The sequence below is a fragment of the Tepidisphaeraceae bacterium genome, assembly GCA_035998445.1.
Classification (GTDB): Bacteria; Planctomycetota; Phycisphaerae; order Tepidisphaerales; family Tepidisphaeraceae; genus DASYHQ01.
In genome coordinates this window covers 82,766-103,800 of the sequence record DASYHQ010000052.1, presented here as the reverse complement: position 1 = coordinate 103,800, position 21,035 = coordinate 82,766, and the positions used below count along the sequence as shown (strand labels likewise).

At 63.5% G+C, this 21,035-nt stretch carries 17 protein-coding genes and 25 tRNA genes; 7 read left to right on the top strand and 35 right to left on the bottom strand.

Annotated elements, in window-relative coordinates:
• Nucleotides 1–552 precede the first annotated feature (552 nt).
• The 27 genes from VGN72_20225 to VGN72_20095 all read right to left on the bottom strand — a co-directional run bounded on the left by VGN72_20225 (nucleotide 553) and on the right by VGN72_20095 (nucleotide 5,703).
• Entirely contained in the window at nucleotides 553–783 is a 231-nt protein-coding gene (locus VGN72_20225) for a hypothetical protein (protein HEV7301676.1), read from the bottom strand.
• Between the two features lie 29 nt (nucleotides 784–812).
• A tRNA-His gene (locus VGN72_20220) sits at nucleotides 813–884 on the bottom strand.
• A gap of 41 nt (nucleotides 885–925) precedes the next feature.
• Nucleotides 926–998: transfer RNA gene (locus VGN72_20215), tRNA-Cys, on the bottom strand.
• An 18-nt stretch (nucleotides 999–1,016) separates the two neighbouring features.
• Nucleotides 1,017–1,088 (bottom strand) — tRNA-Trp (locus VGN72_20210).
• Nucleotides 1,089–1,096: 8 nt separating this feature from the next.
• Nucleotides 1,097–1,180: transfer RNA gene (locus VGN72_20205), tRNA-Tyr, on the bottom strand.
• Between the two features lie 21 nt (nucleotides 1,181–1,201).
• Nucleotides 1,202–1,275, bottom strand: a tRNA-Pro gene (locus VGN72_20200).
• Nucleotides 1,276–1,371: 96 nt separating this feature from the next.
• Nucleotides 1,372–1,444 (bottom strand) — tRNA-Asn (locus VGN72_20195).
• Between the two features lie 20 nt (nucleotides 1,445–1,464).
• Nucleotides 1,465–1,536, bottom strand: a tRNA-Gln gene (locus VGN72_20190).
• Nucleotides 1,537–1,583: 47 nt separating this feature from the next.
• A tRNA-Gln gene (locus VGN72_20185) sits at nucleotides 1,584–1,656 on the bottom strand.
• A gap of 106 nt (nucleotides 1,657–1,762) precedes the next feature.
• Nucleotides 1,763–1,835: transfer RNA gene (locus VGN72_20180), tRNA-Met, on the bottom strand.
• Nucleotides 1,836–1,861: 26 nt separating this feature from the next.
• Nucleotides 1,862–1,934, bottom strand: a tRNA-Thr gene (locus VGN72_20175).
• Between the two features lie 5 nt (nucleotides 1,935–1,939).
• Nucleotides 1,940–2,010, bottom strand: a tRNA-Gly gene (locus VGN72_20170).
• Nucleotides 2,011–2,119: 109 nt separating this feature from the next.
• Nucleotides 2,120–2,193 (bottom strand) — tRNA-Phe (locus VGN72_20165).
• 115 nt (nucleotides 2,194–2,308) lie between these two features.
• A tRNA-Asp gene (locus tag VGN72_20160) sits at nucleotides 2,309–2,379 on the bottom strand.
• 40 nt (nucleotides 2,380–2,419) lie between these two features.
• Nucleotides 2,420–2,508, bottom strand: a tRNA-Ser gene (locus VGN72_20155).
• 27 nt (nucleotides 2,509–2,535) lie between these two features.
• Nucleotides 2,536–2,621: transfer RNA gene (locus VGN72_20150), tRNA-Ser, on the bottom strand.
• Between the two features lie 53 nt (nucleotides 2,622–2,674).
• Nucleotides 2,675–2,748: transfer RNA gene (locus VGN72_20145), tRNA-Leu, on the bottom strand.
• 12 nt (nucleotides 2,749–2,760) lie between these two features.
• Nucleotides 2,761–2,834, bottom strand: a tRNA-Leu gene (locus VGN72_20140).
• Nucleotides 2,835–2,844: 10 nt separating this feature from the next.
• Nucleotides 2,845–2,916 (bottom strand) — tRNA-Ala (locus VGN72_20135).
• Between the two features lie 14 nt (nucleotides 2,917–2,930).
• Nucleotides 2,931–3,003, bottom strand: a tRNA-Arg gene (locus tag VGN72_20130).
• Nucleotides 3,004–3,026: 23 nt separating this feature from the next.
• Nucleotides 3,027–3,101 (bottom strand) — tRNA-Leu (locus VGN72_20125).
• 21 nt (nucleotides 3,102–3,122) lie between these two features.
• Nucleotides 3,123–3,196: transfer RNA gene (locus VGN72_20120), tRNA-Lys, on the bottom strand.
• A gap of 63 nt (nucleotides 3,197–3,259) precedes the next feature.
• A tRNA-Lys gene (locus VGN72_20115) sits at nucleotides 3,260–3,331 on the bottom strand.
• A gap of 34 nt (nucleotides 3,332–3,365) precedes the next feature.
• Nucleotides 3,366–3,438: transfer RNA gene (locus tag VGN72_20110), tRNA-Arg, on the bottom strand.
• 35 nt (nucleotides 3,439–3,473) lie between these two features.
• A tRNA-Ile gene (locus VGN72_20105) sits at nucleotides 3,474–3,545 on the bottom strand.
• A 32-nt stretch (nucleotides 3,546–3,577) separates the two neighbouring features.
• Nucleotides 3,578–3,650 (bottom strand) — tRNA-Val (locus VGN72_20100).
• Between the two features lie 595 nt (nucleotides 3,651–4,245).
• Nucleotides 4,246–5,703 carry a hypothetical protein gene (locus VGN72_20095; GenBank protein HEV7301675.1) on the bottom strand — a complete coding sequence of 486 codons (1,458 nt, stop codon included), beginning with the start codon at nucleotides 5,701–5,703 and terminating at the stop codon, nucleotides 4,246–4,248.
• A gap of 161 nt (nucleotides 5,704–5,864) precedes the next feature.
• On the opposite strand from VGN72_20095, the gene VGN72_20090 reads away from it, so the two are divergent.
• Complete coding sequence (locus VGN72_20090) at nucleotides 5,865–6,644, top strand: DUF6065 family protein (protein HEV7301674.1); 780 nt, start codon at nucleotides 5,865–5,867, stop codon at nucleotides 6,642–6,644.
• A gap of 9 nt (nucleotides 6,645–6,653) precedes the next feature.
• Here the strand turns inward: VGN72_20090 and VGN72_20085 are convergent, their stop codons facing one another.
• The 3 genes from VGN72_20085 to VGN72_20075 all read right to left on the bottom strand — a co-directional run bounded on the left by VGN72_20085 (nucleotide 6,654) and on the right by VGN72_20075 (nucleotide 10,340).
• Complete coding sequence (locus tag VGN72_20085; protein ID HEV7301673.1) at nucleotides 6,654–7,142, bottom strand: hypothetical protein; 489 nt, start codon at nucleotides 7,140–7,142, stop codon at nucleotides 6,654–6,656.
• 143 nt (nucleotides 7,143–7,285) lie between these two features.
• Nucleotides 7,286–9,310, bottom strand: a complete 2,025-nt coding sequence (pheT, locus tag VGN72_20080; protein ID HEV7301672.1) for a phenylalanine--tRNA ligase subunit beta — start codon at nucleotides 9,308–9,310, stop codon at nucleotides 7,286–7,288.
• 763 nt (nucleotides 9,311–10,073) lie between these two features.
• On the bottom strand, nucleotides 10,074–10,340 hold the full coding sequence (locus VGN72_20075; protein ID HEV7301671.1) for a hypothetical protein: 267 nt from the start codon (nucleotides 10,338–10,340) through the stop codon (nucleotides 10,074–10,076).
• A 467-nt stretch (nucleotides 10,341–10,807) separates the two neighbouring features.
• Here VGN72_20075 and VGN72_20070 point away from each other — a divergent pair, with 467 nt between their 5' ends.
• Both VGN72_20070 and dapA read left to right on the top strand, forming a co-directional pair.
• Nucleotides 10,808–11,602: a hypothetical protein gene (locus VGN72_20070; protein HEV7301670.1), complete on the top strand. Its 795-nt coding sequence runs from the start codon at nucleotides 10,808–10,810 to the stop codon at nucleotides 11,600–11,602.
• A 527-nt stretch (nucleotides 11,603–12,129) separates the two neighbouring features.
• Entirely contained in the window at nucleotides 12,130–12,993 is an 864-nt protein-coding gene (dapA, locus tag VGN72_20065) for a 4-hydroxy-tetrahydrodipicolinate synthase (protein HEV7301669.1), read from the top strand.
• A 46-nt stretch (nucleotides 12,994–13,039) separates the two neighbouring features.
• Here dapA and VGN72_20060 read toward each other — a convergent pair whose 3' ends face one another.
• The 4 genes from VGN72_20060 to hisD form a co-directional block, all read right to left on the bottom strand.
• Nucleotides 13,040–13,567: a hypothetical protein gene (locus VGN72_20060; GenBank protein ID HEV7301668.1), complete on the bottom strand. Its 528-nt coding sequence runs from the start codon at nucleotides 13,565–13,567 to the stop codon at nucleotides 13,040–13,042.
• Nucleotides 13,568–13,593: 26 nt separating this feature from the next.
• The gene (hisB, locus tag VGN72_20055; protein ID HEV7301667.1) at nucleotides 13,594–14,193 is read right to left on the bottom strand and encodes an imidazoleglycerol-phosphate dehydratase HisB; all 600 of its coding nucleotides are present in this window, start codon (nucleotides 14,191–14,193) and stop codon (nucleotides 13,594–13,596) included.
• A 44-nt stretch (nucleotides 14,194–14,237) separates the two neighbouring features.
• A complete protein-coding gene (hisC, locus tag VGN72_20050) occupies nucleotides 14,238–15,311 on the bottom strand; it encodes a histidinol-phosphate transaminase (protein HEV7301666.1) in 1,074 nt (357 codons plus the stop codon).
• Between the two features lie 463 nt (nucleotides 15,312–15,774).
• The gene (gene hisD, locus VGN72_20045) at nucleotides 15,775–17,103 is read right to left on the bottom strand and encodes a histidinol dehydrogenase (GenBank protein HEV7301665.1); all 1,329 of its coding nucleotides are present in this window, start codon (nucleotides 17,101–17,103) and stop codon (nucleotides 15,775–15,777) included.
• An 81-nt stretch (nucleotides 17,104–17,184) separates the two neighbouring features.
• Between hisD and VGN72_20040 the strand changes: the two genes are divergently transcribed.
• The 4 genes from VGN72_20040 to VGN72_20025 all read left to right on the top strand — a co-directional run bounded on the left by VGN72_20040 (nucleotide 17,185) and on the right by VGN72_20025 (nucleotide 20,125).
• A complete protein-coding gene (locus VGN72_20040) occupies nucleotides 17,185–17,982 on the top strand; it encodes a hypothetical protein (protein HEV7301664.1) in 798 nt (265 codons plus the stop codon).
• Complete coding sequence (locus tag VGN72_20035; protein ID HEV7301663.1) at nucleotides 17,979–18,215, top strand: Trm112 family protein; 237 nt, start codon at nucleotides 17,979–17,981, stop codon at nucleotides 18,213–18,215. Before VGN72_20040 ends, VGN72_20035 begins: the two co-directional genes overlap by 4 nt.
• A gap of 193 nt (nucleotides 18,216–18,408) precedes the next feature.
• Nucleotides 18,409–19,122 carry an RsmE family RNA methyltransferase gene (locus VGN72_20030; GenBank protein HEV7301662.1) on the top strand — a complete coding sequence of 238 codons (714 nt, stop codon included), beginning with the start codon at nucleotides 18,409–18,411 and terminating at the stop codon, nucleotides 19,120–19,122.
• Between the two features lie 289 nt (nucleotides 19,123–19,411).
• Nucleotides 19,412–20,125, top strand: a complete 714-nt coding sequence (locus VGN72_20025; protein HEV7301661.1) for a hypothetical protein — start codon at nucleotides 19,412–19,414, stop codon at nucleotides 20,123–20,125.
• A 321-nt stretch (nucleotides 20,126–20,446) separates the two neighbouring features.
• Here VGN72_20025 and rplT read toward each other — a convergent pair whose 3' ends face one another.
• A complete protein-coding gene (rplT, locus tag VGN72_20020; GenBank protein ID HEV7301660.1) occupies nucleotides 20,447–20,827 on the bottom strand; it encodes a 50S ribosomal protein L20 in 381 nt (126 codons plus the stop codon).
• Nucleotides 20,828–21,035 lie beyond the last annotated feature (208 nt).

Below are 21,035 nucleotides of genomic sequence, written 5' to 3'. Positions count from 1 at the left end.
GTTTCTGGCGCTCTACCACTGAGCTACGGACGCGTCTGATCAAGACCAATGCACCCGGCGGGATTCGAACCCGCGACATCCACCTCTGGAAGGGTTTGTATGCTCCGGCCGTTGGGCGCGGACGCACGCATACGGTTCACGACTGTTTTCTCTGTCACTCCTCACTAATTCTGTACCGCATTCTGATCGCGCCCGTGCAAGTCACGTGAGCCGGGTAAACTTTCGAATGCTCTATCCATTTGAGCTACGGCCACTACATAAGCGGCCGGCAGGATTCGAACCTGCAACCACTCGAGTCAATGTTTGTATGCTCATGCCGTTTGGCACGATCGCGATCAGATTTTCCTATCTCATCCGAGGCGGCTGACGCGCTGCGCAAGTTGCGGAAGCGTGTTACCGGCCCCGCGTGATAGCGAGAAGGGGCCGGAAGGAGTCGAACCTTCGACTGACGGCGAATGAAACCGCCAGTCGTTCCGTTTGTATGCTCTCGTCATTGGGCGCAGCGCGCCAGCCGCCTCGGACTCTGTGTGTCTCCTTCGATCGTTGCGTCCTTCATCCAAATACCGCTTCCGGCCGCAGCGTGAGGTTGCCGTTGGTGTGACGGTCGACCACGTACGCGTCGAGCTGGCGCGGGTTCACCTCCAGGTACCCGGCCAGTCGCTGTTTGACCTCGCGGTCGGGCGATGCGCCGGTGAGGTCGAGCGCCTGCAGCGGCACGTCGAAGCTGCGCCCACCGTAGCGGGCGTGCAGCACCTGGTTGTCGTTGATCGTCTGAGTTGCCATGTCGTCCATCCTTTCGGGTTAAAAAGCAGGGTGACCGATGGGAATCGAACCCACGCGGTCCGGATTCACAGTCCGGCGCTCTGCCATTGAGCTACAGCCACCATTGCGCGATCGCTGCGTCCTCGTTCACGTTCCTCTCCGAAAACCGCGGCAGGAATCGAACCTGCGTAGACCGGCTTTGCAGGCCGTCGCCTGAACCACTCGACCACGCGGTCGTCGACTTCTCGTACCAGCACGCCGTGCAGGGATCGAACCTGCCCACTCCGGATTTGGAGACCAGCGTCCCGCCATGGGACTGACGGCGTATCACGAATGCGTAGGGAGGGAATCGAACCCCCGTAGACCCGAAGGCCGGCGGTGTTACAGGCCGCTGCATTTGCCGCTCTGCCACCTACGCGTGGGAACCTATCAGAAACAGTCAGCCTAGAAGGATTTGAACCTTCACCCCCGTGCGCCCGAGGCACGTGCTCTGCCAAGTTAAGCTACAGGCTGATGTCGCAAGCACTCTCGGTGGGACTCGAACCCAACATTCTCCGGTTGAAAGCCGGTCGTCCTGACCTTTAGATGACGGGAGCGATACACGGAAAGCACCCACGGATGGATTCGAACCACCATTGATGCGATTAACAGTCGCACGCTCTACCGATTGAGCTACATGGGTATCGGTCGGTCATCTCAAAGCTGAGCCGCATGGATTCGAACCACGATCTCCGGGATCAAAGCCCAGCATCCTGCCGGTTGGACGACGGCTCATTCGCCGGCGAGGGCCGTCCCGCCCCAGGGGCCCGCGCCGGGTGAAGTTCAGGGAGAAGGATTCGAACCTTCATGGGCCTGGTTCAGAGCCAGGGGTTCTACCGGTTAAACTATCCCTGAGTATTTCAATTGCCGATTGTTGATTGCCGATTTGCGATTGAGGAAAAGCGCCGCCGATGCGTAGGCTTCTCAATCGGCAATCGCAAATTTCAAATCGGCAATCCAATAGGAGACGGTTGGACTCGAACCAACACCCTACGGCTTATGAGGCCGCCGCTCTGCCTTTGAGCTACGCTCCTGTCAATCATCCACAACATGCATGCAAAGCCACAGGCTGGAATCGAACCAGCAACTACCGCATTACGAGGGCGGTGCTCTGCCAATTGAGCTACTGAGGCGTGAAAGCAATGGGCGGGACTCGAACCCGCATTCCCGGTTTGGAAGACCGGCACTCTGCCGTTGAGTTACCACTGCGTGGGGGTAAGGATGAAGGTAGAGGGATAAAGGATGACAAAGATCGGATGGCGAAACTTCGCTCCTCTCTTACTTCATCCTTCACCCTTCCACCTTCAGCCTTACCTAATGCGGACTCCTGGATTCGAACCAGGAACGACGCGGTGCTTCAAACCGCCGCTCTACCGTTGGAGCTAAGTCCGCGGAACGCACGGTCGCCGTGGCCGCATCGTCGCGACGTGGATCGCGTGGCGGGCCGCTGGCAGTACCGTGCAGTGCGCGGGTCGGCGGGCGCTCAACACCCTTCCGCCGCGCGGAACGCCACCAATGGGAATCGAACCCATGCCCACCGGCTGACAACCGGGCGCTCTACCACTGAGCCATGGCGGCAACGAACAAGGACGCAACTTGTCAAAGAACTCACGTTCAGCGGAGGGTGAAGGATTCGAACCTTCGTCCCGATTTTCACCGGGATCCGCGTTAGCAACACGGCGCGATCGGCCACTCTGCCAACCCTCCAGGCGCATCACATCGTGATGCGTTCAGCGGAGGGTGAGGGACTCGAACCCCCAAGGCGAATCGTGCCACGCTCGTTTTCGAGACGAGTGCCTTACCAGTTAGGCTAACCCTCCGTAGGTAGATGATGATGATCCGTCACTACGCATGATCGCGTTCCTTTCACCATTGCCGCAGGCAGGAGTCGAACCTGCACCTGCGCGGTTCTTGAGAGCGCCGCCTCTGCCGTTGGGCTACTGCGGCCATTCGTTCGCATGCTCCGAGCAGGACTCGAACCTGCAACGACGCGGCTCTCAACCGCGCGCCTCGTGCCATTGGGCTACCGGAGCGGCACCTCAGTGGACGCTGGAGGGAATCGAACCCTCATTCGCCGGGTGCAAACCGGCGGTCTTACCGTTAGACGACAGGCCCAGGATGTACTCAGGCGTTGCGCGAAGGACTCGAACCTTCAACCTCGGCCTTCGGAGGGCCGCGCTCATCCGTTTGAGCTTCCGCAACACGAACTCGTTCAAACACTTCGATGGTCCACACAGGATTCGAACCTGTAACAAGCCGCTTCTGAGACGGCCGCCTCTGCCAAGTTGGGCTACTGGACCGTTTCCACCGTCCGTCCTTCATGCACCGGGCGGGATTCGAACCCGCAACCCTCCGGTTAAAAGCCGGTGGCTCTAGCCGGTTGAGCTACCGGTGCGCCGCTAAACCGGCCACCGTTTGCGTCTGATCTCGTTCACGCGAGGCTCCAATACCGATCCAGTGCACCCGACAGGACTTGAACCTGTAACCCTCCGCTTAAGAGGCGGCAGCTCTGCCATTGAGCTACGAGTGCGTTCCCATTAGATGCCACCACCTGTAGCACGTAGTGCACCGGGCAGGATTCGAACCTGCAACCACCGGCTTCGTAGACCGGCGCTCATCCGTTTGAGCTTCCGATGCAATATGGAACGTTTCTATAGAACGCGCCAAACATATGTGCCGTGAAGGGTTCGAGCCTTCGACCTCTCCGTTATCAACGGAGTGCTCTACCTCTGAGCTAACAGCACGCCGGTGCTTCATGGGCGCAGCTTCTCCGCAGTACGCCTGGCTGGACTTGAACCAGCAACCGCCGGTATGTAAGACCGGCACTCTTGCCATTGAGCTACAGGCGTAGCTTGGGCGCGGCGAATCGCGGGAATTTGCCTGATAAAAGGCCATTCCATGCGACTTTCGCTAGCGCGAAACGCAACAAAGCATGAGGTCAGGGCCGACCACCCACCAAATGCTTCCCGGAGAGATAAAGGCGTTGGCTTCAGTCGCCGGGAAGAACTCCCGGCCGCGAGGCGGGGAGTTATGAGCGTAGGCACAGACCGGTGTTATCGATACCGACTGGCATCGATAACCACGCGGCGTGGCGTTCGGAACTATATTGTTTAAATCGCTGCGTCATAACTTTCTTCTCTGCCCGGCGGAATGCCGTGGCGTTCAGTGATTATTCCACGGGCAATCAGAAATGCAAGCGAAAAACAAAATATACTTTGCAACGCGATAGTTCAGGGCTCGGATTATTGGGTCGCGTTCTCACCCTATGCCTTGTCAGTCGCACGCGCACGCAGGCACTCTGCGACTAAGAATCTCTGGAACTGCTTCTTGCCCATCGCGTCACCCCGAGGCACACCGAAGGATCTCGTGCGTCCGACGACCGACACTACACAAGATACTTCGCGTACTTCGGGATGACGCGGGAGCTTTGTCTAGCGCCGCCGCTTACCGCACGTTCGTGAGTGTGACGACCGACTGCGCCGGGACCGTCAGCCGCAGCTCGCGCTGGGCGGCCACGGGCGCGGGCAGCTCGACCCCGTCCTCGGTCGCCGACGTGCGGATGAGCGTCAGCTTCCCAAGTTGTGCCATGCCCGGCCCGCGCAGTGACAACCGAACGTCCTGATCGCGCTGCGAGTGGTTCGTGAGGATTGCGGTGAACCGGCCCGCCACGCCGCCGCGTCCGTTGGTGACGAACGCGCTGACGTTGACGTCACCGTAAGCCGGCTCGGCCGCCACGCGCACCGCGTTGACGGGCACAAACCGGCTGTACTGCCGGACGACCCACGTCTTCTTCGTTGGTCCAGCGGTCGTCGTCAGACAATGTTCGTTGGGCTTGGGCTCGGCGAACTGCCACGGCACCCAGGCCGAGACGTTGCCCGCGACGAACGCGTTGTGCAGTCCGGCCGCCACACCCTTGTCACCGATCACCTCCGCCCACTCGTGCCCGCCGGTGCCGCCCTCGGTTAGCCAGTGCGGCTTGTCGAGTTCCTTCACCAGTTCCCAGAACCCCGCCGCGGCCTCGGCGCCCTGGTCGGCGGCGAAGCCGTCGATGTAGCCGTGCGTTGCGAAGACGTCCAGCCCATCGCGCAGCGCCTTGTCCTGCTGCACGGCGGTCGCGAACGCGCGGTTGGGGCCGCCCATCCAGTTGAAGCCGCTCATCGACTCCATCCCGAAGATCTTCACGCGCTCGAGCTTCGCGCGCTTCAGCTCCTCGGCGATCATCGGGATGATGATCGCCAGGTCCGGCACGGTCCACGTGCAGCTCTCGAAGTCCTGCGTGAACTGCGGCTCGTTCGCCGGGCTGATCGCGTACATCGGCACTCCGTTGGCCTCGTAATGCTTGACCATCTCCACCAGCCACTTGGCAAAGTGCGGGTAGAACTCTTTCTTCACGCGGTCCGTGACCGGCGCGCCGCGCGCAACGTACTCGGTGGCGGTGATGGCCGCCGACTTGCCGCCGACGATGGAGTTGTTCTCCTTCATCCACTTCGGCGGGCTCCAGACCGTGCCGATCACCTTCACGTCGGGGTTGATCTTGCGGATCGCCTTGGCAAAATTGATGAAGACCGGCGTGCGCGGGTCGTTGGCGGCAAAGGCGGGGTCCTTGAAGCTGATGCGCTGGGGATCCTCCACCGGGCCGATCGTGCCGTCGCCCCACAGGTTGCAGCGGAGCATGTTGAACCGCAGTTCCTTCGCGTACATATCGGCCGCGCCGGGGGTCTCGTAGAAGCGCGTCATCTCCGGGTTCCAGCTGACCAGGCACGTGCCGAATCCCTCGATCGTCTGGTGAGTGCGGGCCGTGTCGACCGTTATGTCAGCGGCGCGAGTTATTGTGGTGCTGGCGATAGCCATCGCGAGACCGACAGGACCCAGCCAACGACGGAAAGTGTGCCGAATGGACATGCTGCTGTGCTCCTTGAAGTGGGGACATCGAACCTGCGCCACCATCATGCCAGCATGTCCACCTGCAAGGCAAACCCGTTCACATCCGCCGATCCGTTCTTTGATGCCAGCGGTTCGATGGGAACCTCGACCCGACCGATCGAAAACACCGATGCAGCGTGATGCGACAGATCGATTCAAGTACACTGCCGATCGACATGCTGCATTACTTCAAGTTTCGACAGGAATTGGCCGCGCCCCAGCCGGCGCGGGACGTGTACGTGAAGCGCGGCGCCGGCAAGGGCTGGCCCGAGGAATGCCCGCCCATCCGCGCGGCCAACGGGTTCGGCTTCGATCTTATCGCCAACTTCGACGTCACCTTCACTTTCGCCCGCGGCGCCTGGCGGACCGAGCCAGACACCGTCATCGATAGCGATTTCGACTACGCCTCGCACGAGGGGTCGGAGGGCGCGCCGCTGTCCCAGCAGTTCGCGTGGTTCTGGGAGAAGGGGCAGAAGCTGCCCCACCCCATCACCGACAACGTGTACGAGGTGATCCGGCATCAGGTGAAGGTCAGCAGCTACCTGTTCCTGAAGACCGACCCGAACGAGCTGCTGTACGTCACCGACATCCCGAACTTCCCAAGGCCGTGGCGGGCGGTGACGGCGCTGATCGATACCGACTGGTACCCCGCCAGCTATCCGTGGCACGCCGTCATCGAGCTCGACCCGGCCTCCAAGAAGATCACGATCGCCAAGGGCGAGCCGCTATGCCGCGTGATCCCCGTTCGGCGAGACACCTACTTCGCCAGCGAGATGTCCCCTACCGACTTCGACGCCTTCTTCGCCCGCGGGCAGAAGTGGCTCAGCACCCACGGCAAGTTCGAGCATGAGGGCACGGTCGACATCACCCGCACCTACGTGAAGCAACAGCCGCGAAGCAAGTTCATCGTGATGACGTGAGGAAGATCGCTATCGATCCAGATTGATCTCGTAGTACCGCTGCCCGCGGTCCTTGGTGCGGTCGTCGGCGTCCAGTGTGCGACGTTCCCAGTTGTCGATCCACTTGAACAGCCGTTCGCGGGCCTTGGGGGCGGTGGGCAGTTCCATCACCAGCTGCATCAGCACCTGTTGGCCGTCGACCTCCGTTGGGTCGGTCGCCCACACCTTTACGGCGCCGGCGGCGTACAGGTCGTTCACGTGGTCGCGCACCTCGTCGGCGTCTGTGGTGGTCCAGACCACGTGCGTCTTCTCAAACTTCGGGTCCAGCCATTCCAGCGCCTCGGCCGTGCGCGGGGAGGAGAGGCCCTGCGTGATCTCGCTGTCGATCTGCGTCGTGGTCGGCTGCCGGGGGACGACGGGGACGTCCGGCTGGCCAGCTGCGCTCGGATCCATCGCGGGACGATCGCAGGCGCCGCTAAGCGCCAGGCAGAACAGGATGACGAGTTGCGTGCGATGCATGGGCATTCCAGTTTCGGTCACGTGAAGTTGACGTGACAAGCCAAAAGAACTGGCCGCTGAAGCGGCCAGTCCGGCGAAGTACTTTTAATGCGCCCTCTTCTTTGCGGCTTCGTTCGCGCCTTCGTAGCTTCGCGTCCTCTGGCTTACGTGCGAAGCGTTGCACCGAGGGTCGATCGCGCGGCGTCGGTCACCCGCGTCACGGCAGCCTCGACCTGCTCGCCGGTCAGCGTGCCGGTGGTGGACCGGAAGACCAGGGTGACGGTCAGGCTCTTGGTCCCCTTGTCCAGCGGCTTGCCGCGATAGGTGGTGACGAACTCCACGTCTTCCAGGTTCTCGGGCTTGGCGGTGGCGATCACCTCCCGCACCTGTTCGAAGCGAACCACCTCGGCCAGCACGAGCGACAGATCGCGCCGCACGGCCGGGTACTTCGGTAGCGGTCGTAGTTGCGGCACCAGCCGTGCGCCCGCCAGCAACGGCGCCAGTTCCAACTCGGCAGCGGCGGGCGGTTGCTTCAGGTCGATCTTGTTGGCAACGGTGCCGTCGATCAGGCCGATCACGCCGACCACCTCGTCGCCCCACTTCACCTGTCCCGCGGCGCCCTTGGCATAGCCCGGTGCGTCGGCCGGCGAGACGGTGACGGGCCGGCTGGCGTCGAGCGTGTTCAGGATCGTCTCGACGACGCCGCGCACTTCGCGAAGGTCCTTCGAGCCTACCAGCGCCACGCGCCGGCGCTCGACGATTTTGCCGGCACGGTCGTGCCAGAAGGCGGCGCCGATCTCGAACAGACGCGCGTTCGGCACGTCGTTGGCCTCGTTGTGCCGAACGGCCTGCAGCAGGCCGGGCAGCACGCTGGGCCGCAGGTGCGCGTCGGTCTTCCGCACGGCCGGGTGGGCACGGGGCAGCGACGCGGCCTCGGTCGGCACGAACGCGCCCGCGAGCGCGTCGCTGACGAAGCTGAACGTGACGGCCTCGAAGTAACCGGCCGCCGTCAGGATCGAACGCAACCGGTCGATCGTGCGCAGCTCCGGGTTGGCTGGCGTCACGCGGATGCCGATCGTGTCGCTGACGGGGATCTTGTCGTACCCAATCACGCGCACGACCTCTTCGACCAGATCCGCCTCAATGTTGATGTCCAACCGGTGCGGCGGCACGATCACGTTGATCGCGTCGCCACTGGAGATCGGCGACAACCCCAGCCGCGAGAGCGCCGCGACCGCGTCGGTCGGTGGAATGTCGAACCCGGTGATCCGGCGGATGCGCGACAACCGCACCGCCAGCTTCTTCGGCTCGGCCGGCGCTTGCCCCGCATCCACCGTGCCGGCGAGCACTTCCCCACCGGCCAGCTCGACGATCAGCTCTGCCGCCCGCGCCGCGGCGCGGTGCGGCAGCGTGGGGTCGATGCCGCGCTCGAAGCGGTACGAACCGTCGCTGGCCATCGTCAGCGCGCGGGCGGTGGTGCGGATGGAAAGCGGATCGAACCGCGCCGCCTCCAGCAGCACGTTCACCGTGCCGTCCGACACCTCGCTATCGCGGCCACCCATCACACCGGCCAAAGCAACGGGCTGATTGGCATCGGCGATCACCAGCATGTTGGGCGACAGCGCGCGCTCGTGGCCGTCGATGCTAATCAGCTTCTCACCCGCTCGCGCGTTGCGCACGACGATCTGCTTGCCGCCGACCTTATCGTAATCGAACGCATGCAGCGGCTGGCCAAGTTCGAACATCACGTAATTGGTGACGTCGACGACGTTGTTGATCGGCCGCAGTCCGACGGCCAGCAGGCGCCGCTGCATCCAGGCGGGGCTCGGGCCGATCTTCACACCGCGAATGACGCGTGCGACGTAGTGCGGGCAAAGGTTCGTCGCCTCGATGGTGACGCCGATCGCATCCGCCGTCTTCTCGGTTGCCTCCTTCAACTTCGGCGCCGGCGCCTGGGTCTCGCGCGACAGCAGCGCGCCCAGTTCGCGGGCGACGCCGACGTGGGACAGGCAGTCACCCCGGTTGCTGGTGACTTCGACGTCGATCACGGTGTCGTCCTCGCCTTGGGGCGAGCGGACGGTCTCGATGACCTCGACGGGCAATCCACCAAACGTAAGCGCGTCGGCCGCCTCGGTCGCGGCCAGCGGACCGGGCAGGTAATCGGCGAGCCATTGGAGGCTGATCTTCATGGGACGGATCAATGTAGCCGTGGGCGATGGGAGGTCAAATTCGGTGGCTCCCTGGCGGCTGAGCTGCTCTTCTGTAGGACAGGCATCCCTGCCTGTCTCTCCCCCCGTATTCGTCTTCTGTGGCACAGGCATTCTTGCCTGTGTCTCTTCTCTGCCAGTGGGACGGGTATTCTTGTCTGCCTCTCTTGGCGCTGTTGCGCCTTCATAGATGCGAAAGAGACGCGAAGTCGCGAAGGCGCGAAGCAGGACGCGAAGCAGGCGGAACGAGAGTAAGGCGACCCCACTTGCAACGGCGGTTTGGGTAAAGCAAAACGCGAATTCGTGCACCATTTTGCACCATCGAGTGATGGCGAAGGGACTTAGGCTGGCTCGCGTGTCGTCTATTCTGTTGTCAAAGAGCTCACTATCCATCTCTACGCTCGCGCTGCGCGATTGAGGTGGAATGGGCGCAACGCGCGTCGCTTTTTCTTTGTGTCCGCCTTCGTGTCTTCGCGCGTCGGTGGCTCCCCTTCTTTGCAACAGTAGCAGAGAGACAGACAAGAATGTCCGTCCCACTAGAAAGATAGGAGACAGGAAGAGACACAGAAGAGAGGCAGAGGAATACGGGGGGAGAGCAGGACGGGGGGAGAGAGACAGGCAGGAATGCCTGTCCTACAGAAGGCAAGTCAGAAGCTATCCGGCGTCGACGGTACGCGAACCGCCCCGGGCCGTTCTGGCGACGGCCCGGGGCGGTGGTTGATGCAGGCTGGCTAAACGCGGAGGGCTAATCGTTGCCGGTCGTCTCCTCAAGCATCTTGCGCAAATAGCCGTTCTCGCGGCGGGTGGCTTCGAGGTCGAAGACAAGGTACTTGATGCTCAGCCGCAGGTAGTCCAGTGACTCCTGCAGGCTGCTGACCGTCTGGCGCAGGCGCTCGTGGCGGGCGCGGGTGTCCTCGGCCAGCTTTTCCAGCTTGGCCCGTTCGGTGACCGGCAACGTGCTGATCTCACCCATCAGTTCCGCCAGCTTCGTCTGAAAGTCTTGCTCGTTCATCGGTGTTTCCCTTGGTGCGTTGTTCGACCACTTCATGGCAAAGGGTGTTCCACAGTATCGCCAGCGCAAAAATCCCTTGTGCGCTGGCGTAATTCCTATGACATTGACCCGAACGTCCCCGCTTCGTTGGTTGCGGGTGGCGCCCGTTGTGCCGGATGATGCCGCAAGCGAACGTCGCCGGTCATCCAGTGTCGATCGTGGGCATCGTGCCGACGTGTTATCGGACGCGCCGTCGACGGCTGGCAACGGTGCGAGCGCCGGACGGTGCGGTCGTGAACGAGGGCGACTATACTGAGGCGCGAATATGGCGTAGCACCAGAAATACGCCTGCGACAGGTTTTCTACGAGCGCGTCCGATAAACCGGGAAAAGCAGACCGGTCCTGTCGATCGACGGGATTGACCGGCGAACGGCCCGCGGCGCATCGATCGGCACAGGTGCTACAAAGCGAAAGCGAGCGAGGGACTTATGGCGAAGAAGAACGACGATGACCTGGCAGCGGCGCTGAACGCGATGGCCAGCGGAGACGGTGAGCCCGACGCGTCGCACGACAGCTCAAGCGGCACCCACGTCGAGATGCAGGCCGCGACGCCACCGCCAACCGCGCCGCGCGCGCCGGCGGTCCCACCACGCGCCCGACCGCCAGTTGCGCCGCCAGCCGTTTCGCCGCGCGCCAGCGCGCCGTCGGTGGCCGCATCACCATCCGCCGGCCCCCCTCGCCCCGCGACGCGTGCCGGGGCGCCATCGGCACGATCGTCATCGCCATCGCAAGCGACTCCCCCACCGGCCACGCCACGCGCAACGGGTGACGGCACGCCTGCCGCCCGGGTACGGTCGGCGGCGCCGCAATCGCGCGCCGCGGCGCCATCCGTCCCGGCCGCCCCACCACTGCAAGCGACGGAGAGCGATAGCCCGTTCGACCATGCCCCGCCGGACGATGACGATGCCGTCATCATGCCCGCGCCGGACGAGTCGGTCTTCGCGCCGCGCGCCAAATCGGCGCCGGTCGTTCGCAAGGCGAAGGTGCCCGTCTATCAAACGCTGCACTTCCGCCAGACCGTCATCCCGATCATGCTGACCAGCGGCGTGCTCTCGCTGGTGCTGGCCGGCATCCGGTTCTCCCTGCCCGACGACTCCTTCTTCGCCGCGGTGCCGACGATCGTCGCGATCGTGCTGGTGATCATGGGGATCATGCTGCTGGGCTTCGGCATCATCAACATGCTGATGGTGAAGCAGATGCTGGAGGATGCGAAGAAGGCCTAGGTTCTGTCTGAAAACCCAATTTGGGGCGATCGCCCGTAGGGGCAGGCCTCCGTGCCTGCCCGTTTTTTCGGCGGAAGACGAGGCGGGCAGGCACGGAAGCCTGCCCCTACGAGACCTTTTCAGACAGAACCTAGGCCGCAATGGCAAGCGGTTGACCGAATGAGGGTGCGGGCCGAGCCAAAGAAGCTTCACGTAGCATGGACGCCAGAGCCCATGGTGTCGGTACGCCGACACGTCGGATGGTACGCCATCGGAATCAGCAATGGGCGCCAGCGAAGGAATCGCTCGAAAGTGTGAAGAGCAGATCGCTTGCGCTCGTTACCTCGGACGGCGTACCGTCCGACACCGCGGGGTACCGCGGCTCCATGGGCGGGACGCCCATGCTACGGTGTTCCTTGGGATTTGGTGGTTGGCCATTTGTTTGGCATTGGGGCTTGGGATTTTCCTCCCCCCCTCCCCCAATCCTTGCCAATCCCCCCTTCCCTTCTACAATCGCCCGACTCGGAACAACGTCATAAGGAGCCTTCATGTTCAGCGGCGCGATTACAGCTTTGGTTACCCCGTTCACCTCGGCCGGCAAGGTCGACGAAGCGAAGCTGCGCGACCAGGTCGAGTACCAGATCAAGGGCGGCATCGATGGCCTGGTTCCGGTCGGCACCACGGGTGAATCGCCAACGCTGGACTTCGACGAGCACATCCGCGTGATCGAGGTGACGGTCGACCAGGCCCGTGGCCGCGTGCCGGTGATCGGCGGCGTGGGCGCCAACGCGACCAGCGAGGCGATGGAGTTGCACACCGCCGCCAAGAAGGTCGGCGCGACGGCCGGCCTGAGCGTAAACCCCTACTACAACAAGCCCACGCAGGAAGGCCTCTACCGGCACTTCATGACGCTGGCCGACGCGGTCGATCTGCCGATCGTGCTGTACAACATCCCCGGCCGCACGGGCATCACGATGACCGCCAGCACCGTGGCGCGCCTGAACGGGCATCGTAATATCGTCGCAATCAAGGAAGCCACCGGCCTGCCCGACATGACCAGCGAGATTCGCGCCCTCTGCGACATGCCGATCCTCAGCGGTGATGATTCGCTGACCCTGCCGCTCATGAGCATCGGCGCCCGTGGCGTGATCAGCGTCGTTTCCAACCTGCTCCCCAACGACGTGAAGCGCCTGACCGAGCACGCACTGAACGGCGACTTCAACGAGGCCAGCCGCATCCACTACAAGCTGTTCCCGCTGATCAAGAGCCTCTTCATCGACGGCAACCCCGCCGGCATCAAGCACGCAATGAAGGTTCGCGGCCTAGACAGCGGCGTGATGCGCTTGCCATTGGTGGACGCGAGCGATGCGACGAAGCAGTTGATTGGTGAGTTGGTGGGGAAGCTGAAGTAGGCGGAAGAGCGGACGCCAAAACGGCCAGCCCGGCGGACGAAAATGACTAGCGACAGCGCCGGCAATCGTGTCGGCGATGCTTGTGACAGACACCTCCAACGTCGCGGTCGTCCAGCGTCCAAATCACAAACAAAAGCCCCACCACACTCGCGACGATCAACACCTTGCCCGCGCCATCCGCGAAGTCGGCCAGTCCTTCGCCAAGTTCCGTTCGCTCTTCCCAAGTCGAGTGCCACATGACGTACTTGGCATCGCTCGGGCCGGCGGGCAACCGAATGCGTTCGTCCCCCGCCACGGCCACGATGGCACCGTCAGTCTGCTGCTCGAATCCCACGGTTGTGCCTACGGTGAGATAGCGTGACGTGCCGTGGACGGGCGAGAGCGCGTCCGTCGACGCTCGACGCCAACGGACCTTGTATACCCCAGGCATCTCGACCGTCGCGCGTTTCTCGTCAGCGGCCGCCGGTGAGAACCGTGCGACCTTCTCGGTGTGAACGGTGGCGCAACCAAACCCCATCACAGCCGCCAATACGACCGACCTCGTACTGCGGCTGATGGAAGCGAATCGTCGCATGCGAACCCCTTTTCAACGAGGGACGCCTAAACGACCAGTGAGCCCTTCGTGCTCGGCATGCCGCCGGCGTTCCTTGGATCAAAGCTTACCGCTTGCCGCAGGGCCTTGGCCAGCCCCTTAAAGATCGCCTCGGCGATGTGGTGGTCGTTGGTGCCGTAGGGGACGGTGACGTGCAGGTTCAGCTTGCCGGCCATCGCGATCGACTTCAGGAACTCCTCGACCAGTTCGGTGGCGAAGGTGCCGATGAGCGGGCCGTTGAACTTCACGTGGTAGACGAACGCCGGTCGGCCGGATAGGTCGAGCGCGACTTGGGCGAGCGCTTCGTCCATTGGCAAAAGGGCCCAGCCGTAGCGGTAGATGCCCCGCTTGTCGCCGAGGGCCTTCTCCAAGGCCTGGCCGATGACGATGCCGACGTCTTCCACCGTGTGGTGCGCATCGACGTGCAGATCGCCTTTGGCGGTGACGTCGAGGTCGATCAGGCTGTGGCGGGCCAGCAGGTCCAGCATGTGATCGAAGAAACCGACACCCGTCTTCGCCGCGGCCTTGCCTTGGCCGTCGAGGTTCAGGGAGAGCGAAATGTCGGTCTCGTTCGTCTTTCGGGCGATGGTGGCGGTACGGTCGGGCATAGGGTTCTTCATCGGACTTATCGTGCAAGGGCCTCCAAAGCGTGCTACTGCGCAACAGGCTCCGCGGGCGCAAGCGATTTCAGGCCGCCCAGCAGGGCGTTGTTCTCCTGGCTGGTGCCGATCGTGATGCGGATCTTGTCGCTGAGGCCGGGCTTGTCGAAATATCGGACCAGGATGCCCTGCTCTTTCAACCCCTCGTACGCCTCGCGACCGCGGCCGTCGGGGGTGGTGGCGAGCAGGAAGTTGGCCTGGCTGGGCAGCACCGTCCAGCCCATGTTGGTCAGTTCCTCGGTCACGCGGGCGCGTTCGGCCTTTACGTGGTCCCAGGTAAAGCGGGCGTAGTCCTGATCTTCGATGGCGGCCGTGGCGGCGGCGATGGCGATGGCGTCGCAGTTGTAGCTGTCCTTCACCTTCAGCATCTGGTTGATGATCGCCGGCTGCGCCACCGCGTACCCGAACCGCAGGCCGGCCAGGCTGTACGCCTTGCTGAGCGTGCGCGAGACGACGACGTTCGGATGATCGTTCACGAGCGACAGGCAATTGTCATCCGCAAAGTCGGCGTAGGCCTCGTCCACCAGCACGGCACCCTTGAACTTCTTCGCCAGCTCGGCGATCTGCTTCGGTGGCACGAACGTGCCGCTGGGCGCGTTGGGGTTGGCGACGTAGATCGCGTCGGCCTTCGTCGCCAGCAAACCCTCGATCGGCAGTTCCCAGCCGTTCTCCCACGGCACCGAATCGAACTTCGCATCCTCCAGCTTCGCCAGGATCGGGTAGAGCGAATACGACGGCTCGGGCGATACCAGCAGCCCGCCCGGCGGCACGAACGTGCGCGTGACGATCGTTAAGAGATCGTCGCTGCCGTTGCCGGCGATCAGATGATCGCGCGTGAAGCCGAGCAGTTTTGCAGCGGCATCACGAAACGCATCGGCGGTGGGATTGGGGTAACGGCGCAGCAGTTCCGGTTCGATGTCCCGGATGGCGGCCATCACCTTCTGGCTGGGCGGGAACGGGTTCTCGTTCGTGTTCAACTTCACCACGCGCGAGCCCGACGCCGGCTGTTCGCCCGGCGTGTACCCTTCCATCGCGCGCACCGTGGGACGGACAAATTGCGGAGCCATGTTCGCAAGTCTACCGCGGACGCGCGCGGACGCGAAGGGATTGAACCGCCATGCACGCCAAGATCGAAGGGAAGAATGTGAAAAGGAAGGGGGAGGATGGAGGATACGAAGGTGGGTTCACTTAGGCATCAACTACTTGATGCACGGATTCCGGTCCCCTCTCCTGCGTACTCGCGGGGGAGGGCGAGGGAGGGGGCTGCTCATACGATCGGGAACGTGTCGGCGCTCGCGCCCCCACCCTAACCCTCCCCCGGAGTACCGGGAGAGGGGACCGGAGGGACGCGCGGGCACGGTGTGCGTCAAGTATTTTGTTGCCTTTGCTTAGCCCGATGCCGTCATCCTGAGGTACTCCGAAGGATCTCTTCGTCTTCGCAAGTGGGGACGGAAGAGATCCTTCGGAGTACCTCAGGATGACGAACTGGGAGGGAGGCGCTTCCCTGGCGTTCTTCGAGGTTCAATCTTCTTAACGATTTTCCGCGCGCACGGTCACGCTGGCCGCGTGACCATCGAGGTGCTCGGCATTCGCTAAGGCGACGATGGCGGCCGAGTCGTTTGCCAGGCCCGCCGCGTCGTAGCGGACGACGCTGCTGCGCTTCAGGAACTCGTACACGCTGATGCCGCTGGCGAAGCGGGCGGTGGTGTTCGTCGGCAGGCAGTGGCTGGGGCCCGCAACGTAATCGCCCGCGGCGACCGGTGAATGCGGCCCTAGGAAGACGGCACCAGCGTGTACCAGCTTTGCCAGCACCGCGGCGTCGTCGCGCGTCTGCACGTTCACGTGCTCGGCGGCGAAACGGTTGGCCAGCGCGATTAACTCATCCATCGATTCGCCCACCACGATCGCGCTCACCTCACGAAGCGACTTCTCGATGGCGGCCGACCGCCCCAGTACCGCGGTCTGGTGCGTCAGCTCCTTCGCGACGGCGTCGGCGAGCGGGCGCGACGTCGTCAGCAGGTAACAACTGCCCGGATCGTGCTCGGCCTGCGCGATCAGGTCGGCGGCGATCGCGCGGGGGTCGCCGGTGTCGTCGGCGATCGTCAAAATCTCGCTGGGCCCAAGGTAGCCATCGATGCCGACGCCGCCGGCCAGCAGGCGCTTGGCCAGTTGCACGTAGTTGTTGCCGGGACCGACGATCTTGTCGACCGCGGTGATCGTCTTCGTTCCAAACGCCAGCGCCGCGATAGCCGCGGCGCCACCGGCACGGAAAACGTCGGTCAGGCCCAGCTCGTGGCACGCGGCCAGCACGAGGTCGCTGCGCCCGTACTTGCTGGGCGGCGTGGCGACCGCGATCCGCCGCACGCCCGCCACCTGGGCCGGCACCGCGAGCATGATCAGGCTGCTGGGGTACGACGCCTTGCCACCGGGGAAGTACAGGCCCGCGCTGTCCAACGGCGTGAAACGCAGGCCCAGTTCGACACCAGGTCGCTGAAGCGTGGCCGGCGGCTTGGGCAGGATGTGCGTCTGATACTCGCGCACCTGCGCGATAGACCGCCGCAGCGCCGCCATCAGGTCCGCCGGCACGCGTGCGGCGGCGGCTTTCATTTCATCGGGCGACACGCAAATCTGCGCCGCGGTGAAGTCGGGATCATCAAACTTTCGCGATGACTCGACGATCGCCTCATCGCCGCGCGTTGCGACGTCGTTCAGCGTCGCCAGGACGGTTGCCGCCTCTTTAGCGCGTTCGCCGCGCGACAACGCGAGGTTGGCCGGGTCAAGGTGCAGATGGCTGAGCAACGTCTCCACACGGGCGCGGTCGGCGGGCTGGTTCAGCGACAGGATCGGGATGAGCGACATAAGGTTCGCCATCGTAGGCCAGCCGCCGGGGCCGTCAATTCCGGATCGACGCTAGGCGGATGCGACCCTACAGTCAGCACGATGCCGACCAATGCCACCCTGGCGCGCTACGAGTCGATGATCACATCACTGTTGAGCGGGGCCGTCGCACGTTTCAAGTTTACTGATGCGGCCACCTCCTACGCGCGCACCGTCTTGGAAATCGACTTTCCCCCTACCTCCAACGGGGGCGACGAGGCCCCCAGTAGCCGGGTGATTCATCAGACGCTGAAACATTACGCGGCCCGTCGCATCGGCGAACCTCCGATCACCCCGGTCCCTGCCACACCTGAACCGATACCACCCACCCTCGCGGCGAACGGCGCTGCGTGGATCGACATCGCATGGGGAGCACTTTCCAAGGCAGCGCAGCCATTACGCGTCAATAGCCGCCGGCTCGTGCAGCCATCACTTCATGGGACAGCGGTCCGTCTCTCGACAGATACGACGGCAGCCGGCATCTTCGAGACTTTGATTTCTAATCAGCAGCCCGCCGGCCATTTCCTCAATCCATCGGCGAACGACAATCTGGAATCGTGGTGGTACGCGGAGCTGGTGTTGTTGCACGCCGTCGGCACGTACGCCGCCGAGACGGACGCACCCGCCGCCTACCGCGCCGCCGAGCGGGCGGCCGTCTATCATCTGAACGAGACGCAACCGGACCACGCGACGAACGAGCCGTGGGCGATCTTCCCGTTTTTGCTCCTGTCCGAGACGCGGTCGCTGGCCGACCAGTTGCTGCACAACGCGAACATGATGCCGCCAGACGGCGTGGCGTTGCTGCTTTTGGCCGACGCCTTATACTGCCTGCGGAAATTTACCAGCCGAGGTACCGCATGACGCCGTCGTCCGCTTCGTCCAACATTATCGATGCCGAACTGCTGACCATCTTGCGCTGCCCGGTGACGCGCAGCCCGCTGCACCAGGAAGGCGACTTTCTGATCGCCGAGGTGGGTGGCCTGCGCTATCCCGTGCGCGATGGCATTCCGGTCATGCTCGCCGAGGAAGCGCAACTGCCGCCCGGCGTAGAGTCGCTGGAGGCGTTCAAACAGCAGTACCAGGCCGGGCGATAGACGAAAGATCGCCTACAGGACATTCAGACCGCGTGCATCGACCTTGTAGTTGCGACGCCTGCGTCGCGTTCGATGCGAAGCATCGAAAGTCTCCCCGAGATCAGATTGCGGCTGCGCCGCACCGCGACGCAGGCGTCGCCACTACAACTGCTTTTCGGTTCAGACGTCATCCTTACTGCGCGTACACCTGCCTATGCCACGCCGCTTTCATGTCGCAAACCTGTCGGTCGGCGCCAACGCGCTCGACTCCACGCAGTCGCGCCACGCGCGCGACGTGTTGCGGCTATCGGCCGGTACCCCGGTCGAACTGTTTGATGATGCCGGTCGCAGTGGTGCCGGAGACATTACAGCGACCGACCCCGTGGTCATCGTGCACGTCGCAGCGGTCGATGAACCGGATTCGAACGCGCTTCAACTCATCGTCGCCTCGGCGGTGCCGAAGGCGAACCGGGCGGATTGGCTGGTCGAGAAGCTGTCGGAACTTGGCGTCGACACGTTCATCCCACTGGCTGCCGCCCGCAGTGTCGTGCTGCCCGAGGGGCGCGGCAAGAGCGACCGCTGGCAACGCATCAGCGCCGAGGCGGCGAAGCAATCGCACCGCAGTGGCGTGATGACGATCGAACCATTGACGAGCGTCGCCGAGGTGTTGAAGCGTCTGACGGGTCCGGCTTGGTGTCTATCGACCGAGCCCGGCACGGTTCCCGTCGCGACGGCGCTACAAACACTACCGCGGCTGCCCGGCACGACGCTCACGCTGTTCATTGGCCCTGAGGGAGGTTGGACGGACGGCGAACTGGCCGCGTTCGCCGCGGCGGGCGTGCAGCCGATCCGGTTGACGGCGAGCATCCTGCGCATCGAAACCGCCGCGATCGCCGCGGCGGCGGTGGTAATGACCGCGGGTGGGTGAGCGGTTCTCGCTTAAGCACGCACGTGCCGCGTTGCTTTCGTTCGCGACACTTCGCGTCCAACGCGTCTCTTCCTCCTTCTGCAAAGAAAGACGGAAAGAGAGACATACAAGAACGGACCTAGGCACGTGACGAAACCTCGGCATCCTGAGGTACTCCGAAGGATCTCTTCCTTCACGAAGCGAATACGGGGGGAGAGCGGCGGGAGAGACAGGCAGGAATGCCTGTCCTACAGAAGAGCGCCCTGCGTGCGTTCACGGGGGCAGTCACAGGGTCTACAATGTCGGCTGCATGACACAGCCTTACACGCCACCGCCCTATCCGGCTTACCCGCAGTACCCGATGGCCACCGCCGACCCCCGTGCGCCGATGAAGCGGGCGGCGCTGTTGATGTTTGTACTGGCGGCGATGATGTTGCTGTTCTCGGGCTGCATGGGGGCGGCCGCGGGCATGTCGATCGACGATCTTCCACCGGCGCAGCAGAGCGAGTGGCAGCGGATGGACACGCAGATGCGCAGCGACACCGGCAAGGGGCTGGCGGAAAACTTGCGATCGGTCGCGATAGTCGTCACGGTGCCGGCGGTGTTGATGGCGGCGTTCGGCTTTGGGGTGCGCAGCGGGTCGCGCGGGTGGATCGTGGCGGCCATGGTGCTGACCTGCCTCATCCTGCTGCCCCTGATCGCGCCGATCCTCTTGGCGCTGCTGGGCGGTGGCAATGTGCAGGGGGCGCTCGCAGGAGCCATCATATTGGCCGTGCCGACGGGGTTGTTCATCCTGCTGCTGGTCTGGCTGAAGAACGCCTACGAGGCGACCGGCCGAGCGAGCGCGATCATCCCGCCGTACCCGATCTACGCGCAGTCGTTCCCTCAGCAGCCCTACCCACAGCAGATGCCGCCGCAGCAGTCGCAGGGGTATGGATATGGATACGGCTATCCACCGCAGCAACCGGGACAGGGACCCACAGAGTCCGGCAACGGTCCGAATCCTCCGGCGTCCAACGGCTAGAGCACTCTCACTTCAATCGTAGCGGTCAAGGCACTGTCATCCCGAAGGGAGCGGTAGCGACCTGAGGGATCTCGACCGGCTGACGGTTCGTGGCCATGGGAGATCCCTCGGGTCGCGACCGCCCCTCTCGGGATGACAGGTGGGACGTTCAGGTGGTGAGGTACTGTCGGGAAAACGAGAGCCGCAGACGAAGTCCGGCCTGGTGCTCAAGCAACCAGGCCGGACGGGTTTACTGACTACTCTTCAGGCTCCCCATCAAACGAGAAGGGCGCTCCGTTGCGGGAGCGCCCTCATCCTCTCCAGGAGTATGAAATCTCGACGTTACGCCGCGGCCTTGGGGCTGATGGTGACCAAGTGCGGGCGAACCAGTTCCACGATCGCGTCGAACGCGGCCGGGTCCGAAATCGCCAGGTCGGACAGCATCTTACGGTTCAGCGTCACACCCGCGACGGCGGCGGCGGGGATGAAGCGGTTGTAGCTGACGCCGCGTTCCTTCAGGGCCGCGTTCAGACGCGTGATCCAGAGGGTGCGGAAGTGACGCTTCCGCTGCTTGCGGTCACGGGTCGCGTATGCACCGGCCCTGCGCGTGAACTCCAGCGCCTGGCGGTACAGCGTTCCCGGTCCGCTCACGAAACCGCGGGCCTTCTTCAATACACGTTTACGCTTGCGAGCGTGGGTGGGACCACCCGTTGAACGAGGCATAACACGGACCTTTCCATTGCGGATCCCGGACGACGCCGAGACCCTTTGTGAGACCAGAGGCACTCCCTCAATGGGGGGCTTGGCTGTGCCGTTGACGTCACGGCACTTTGTTGCGCAAAGCGATGCAGAACACATCGCTTGCGGCTAGGTTTCTCATCGTTTGACCAGTCCCAGTGCGGCTAAACCGCAAGCGACAGTCAAACGAGTT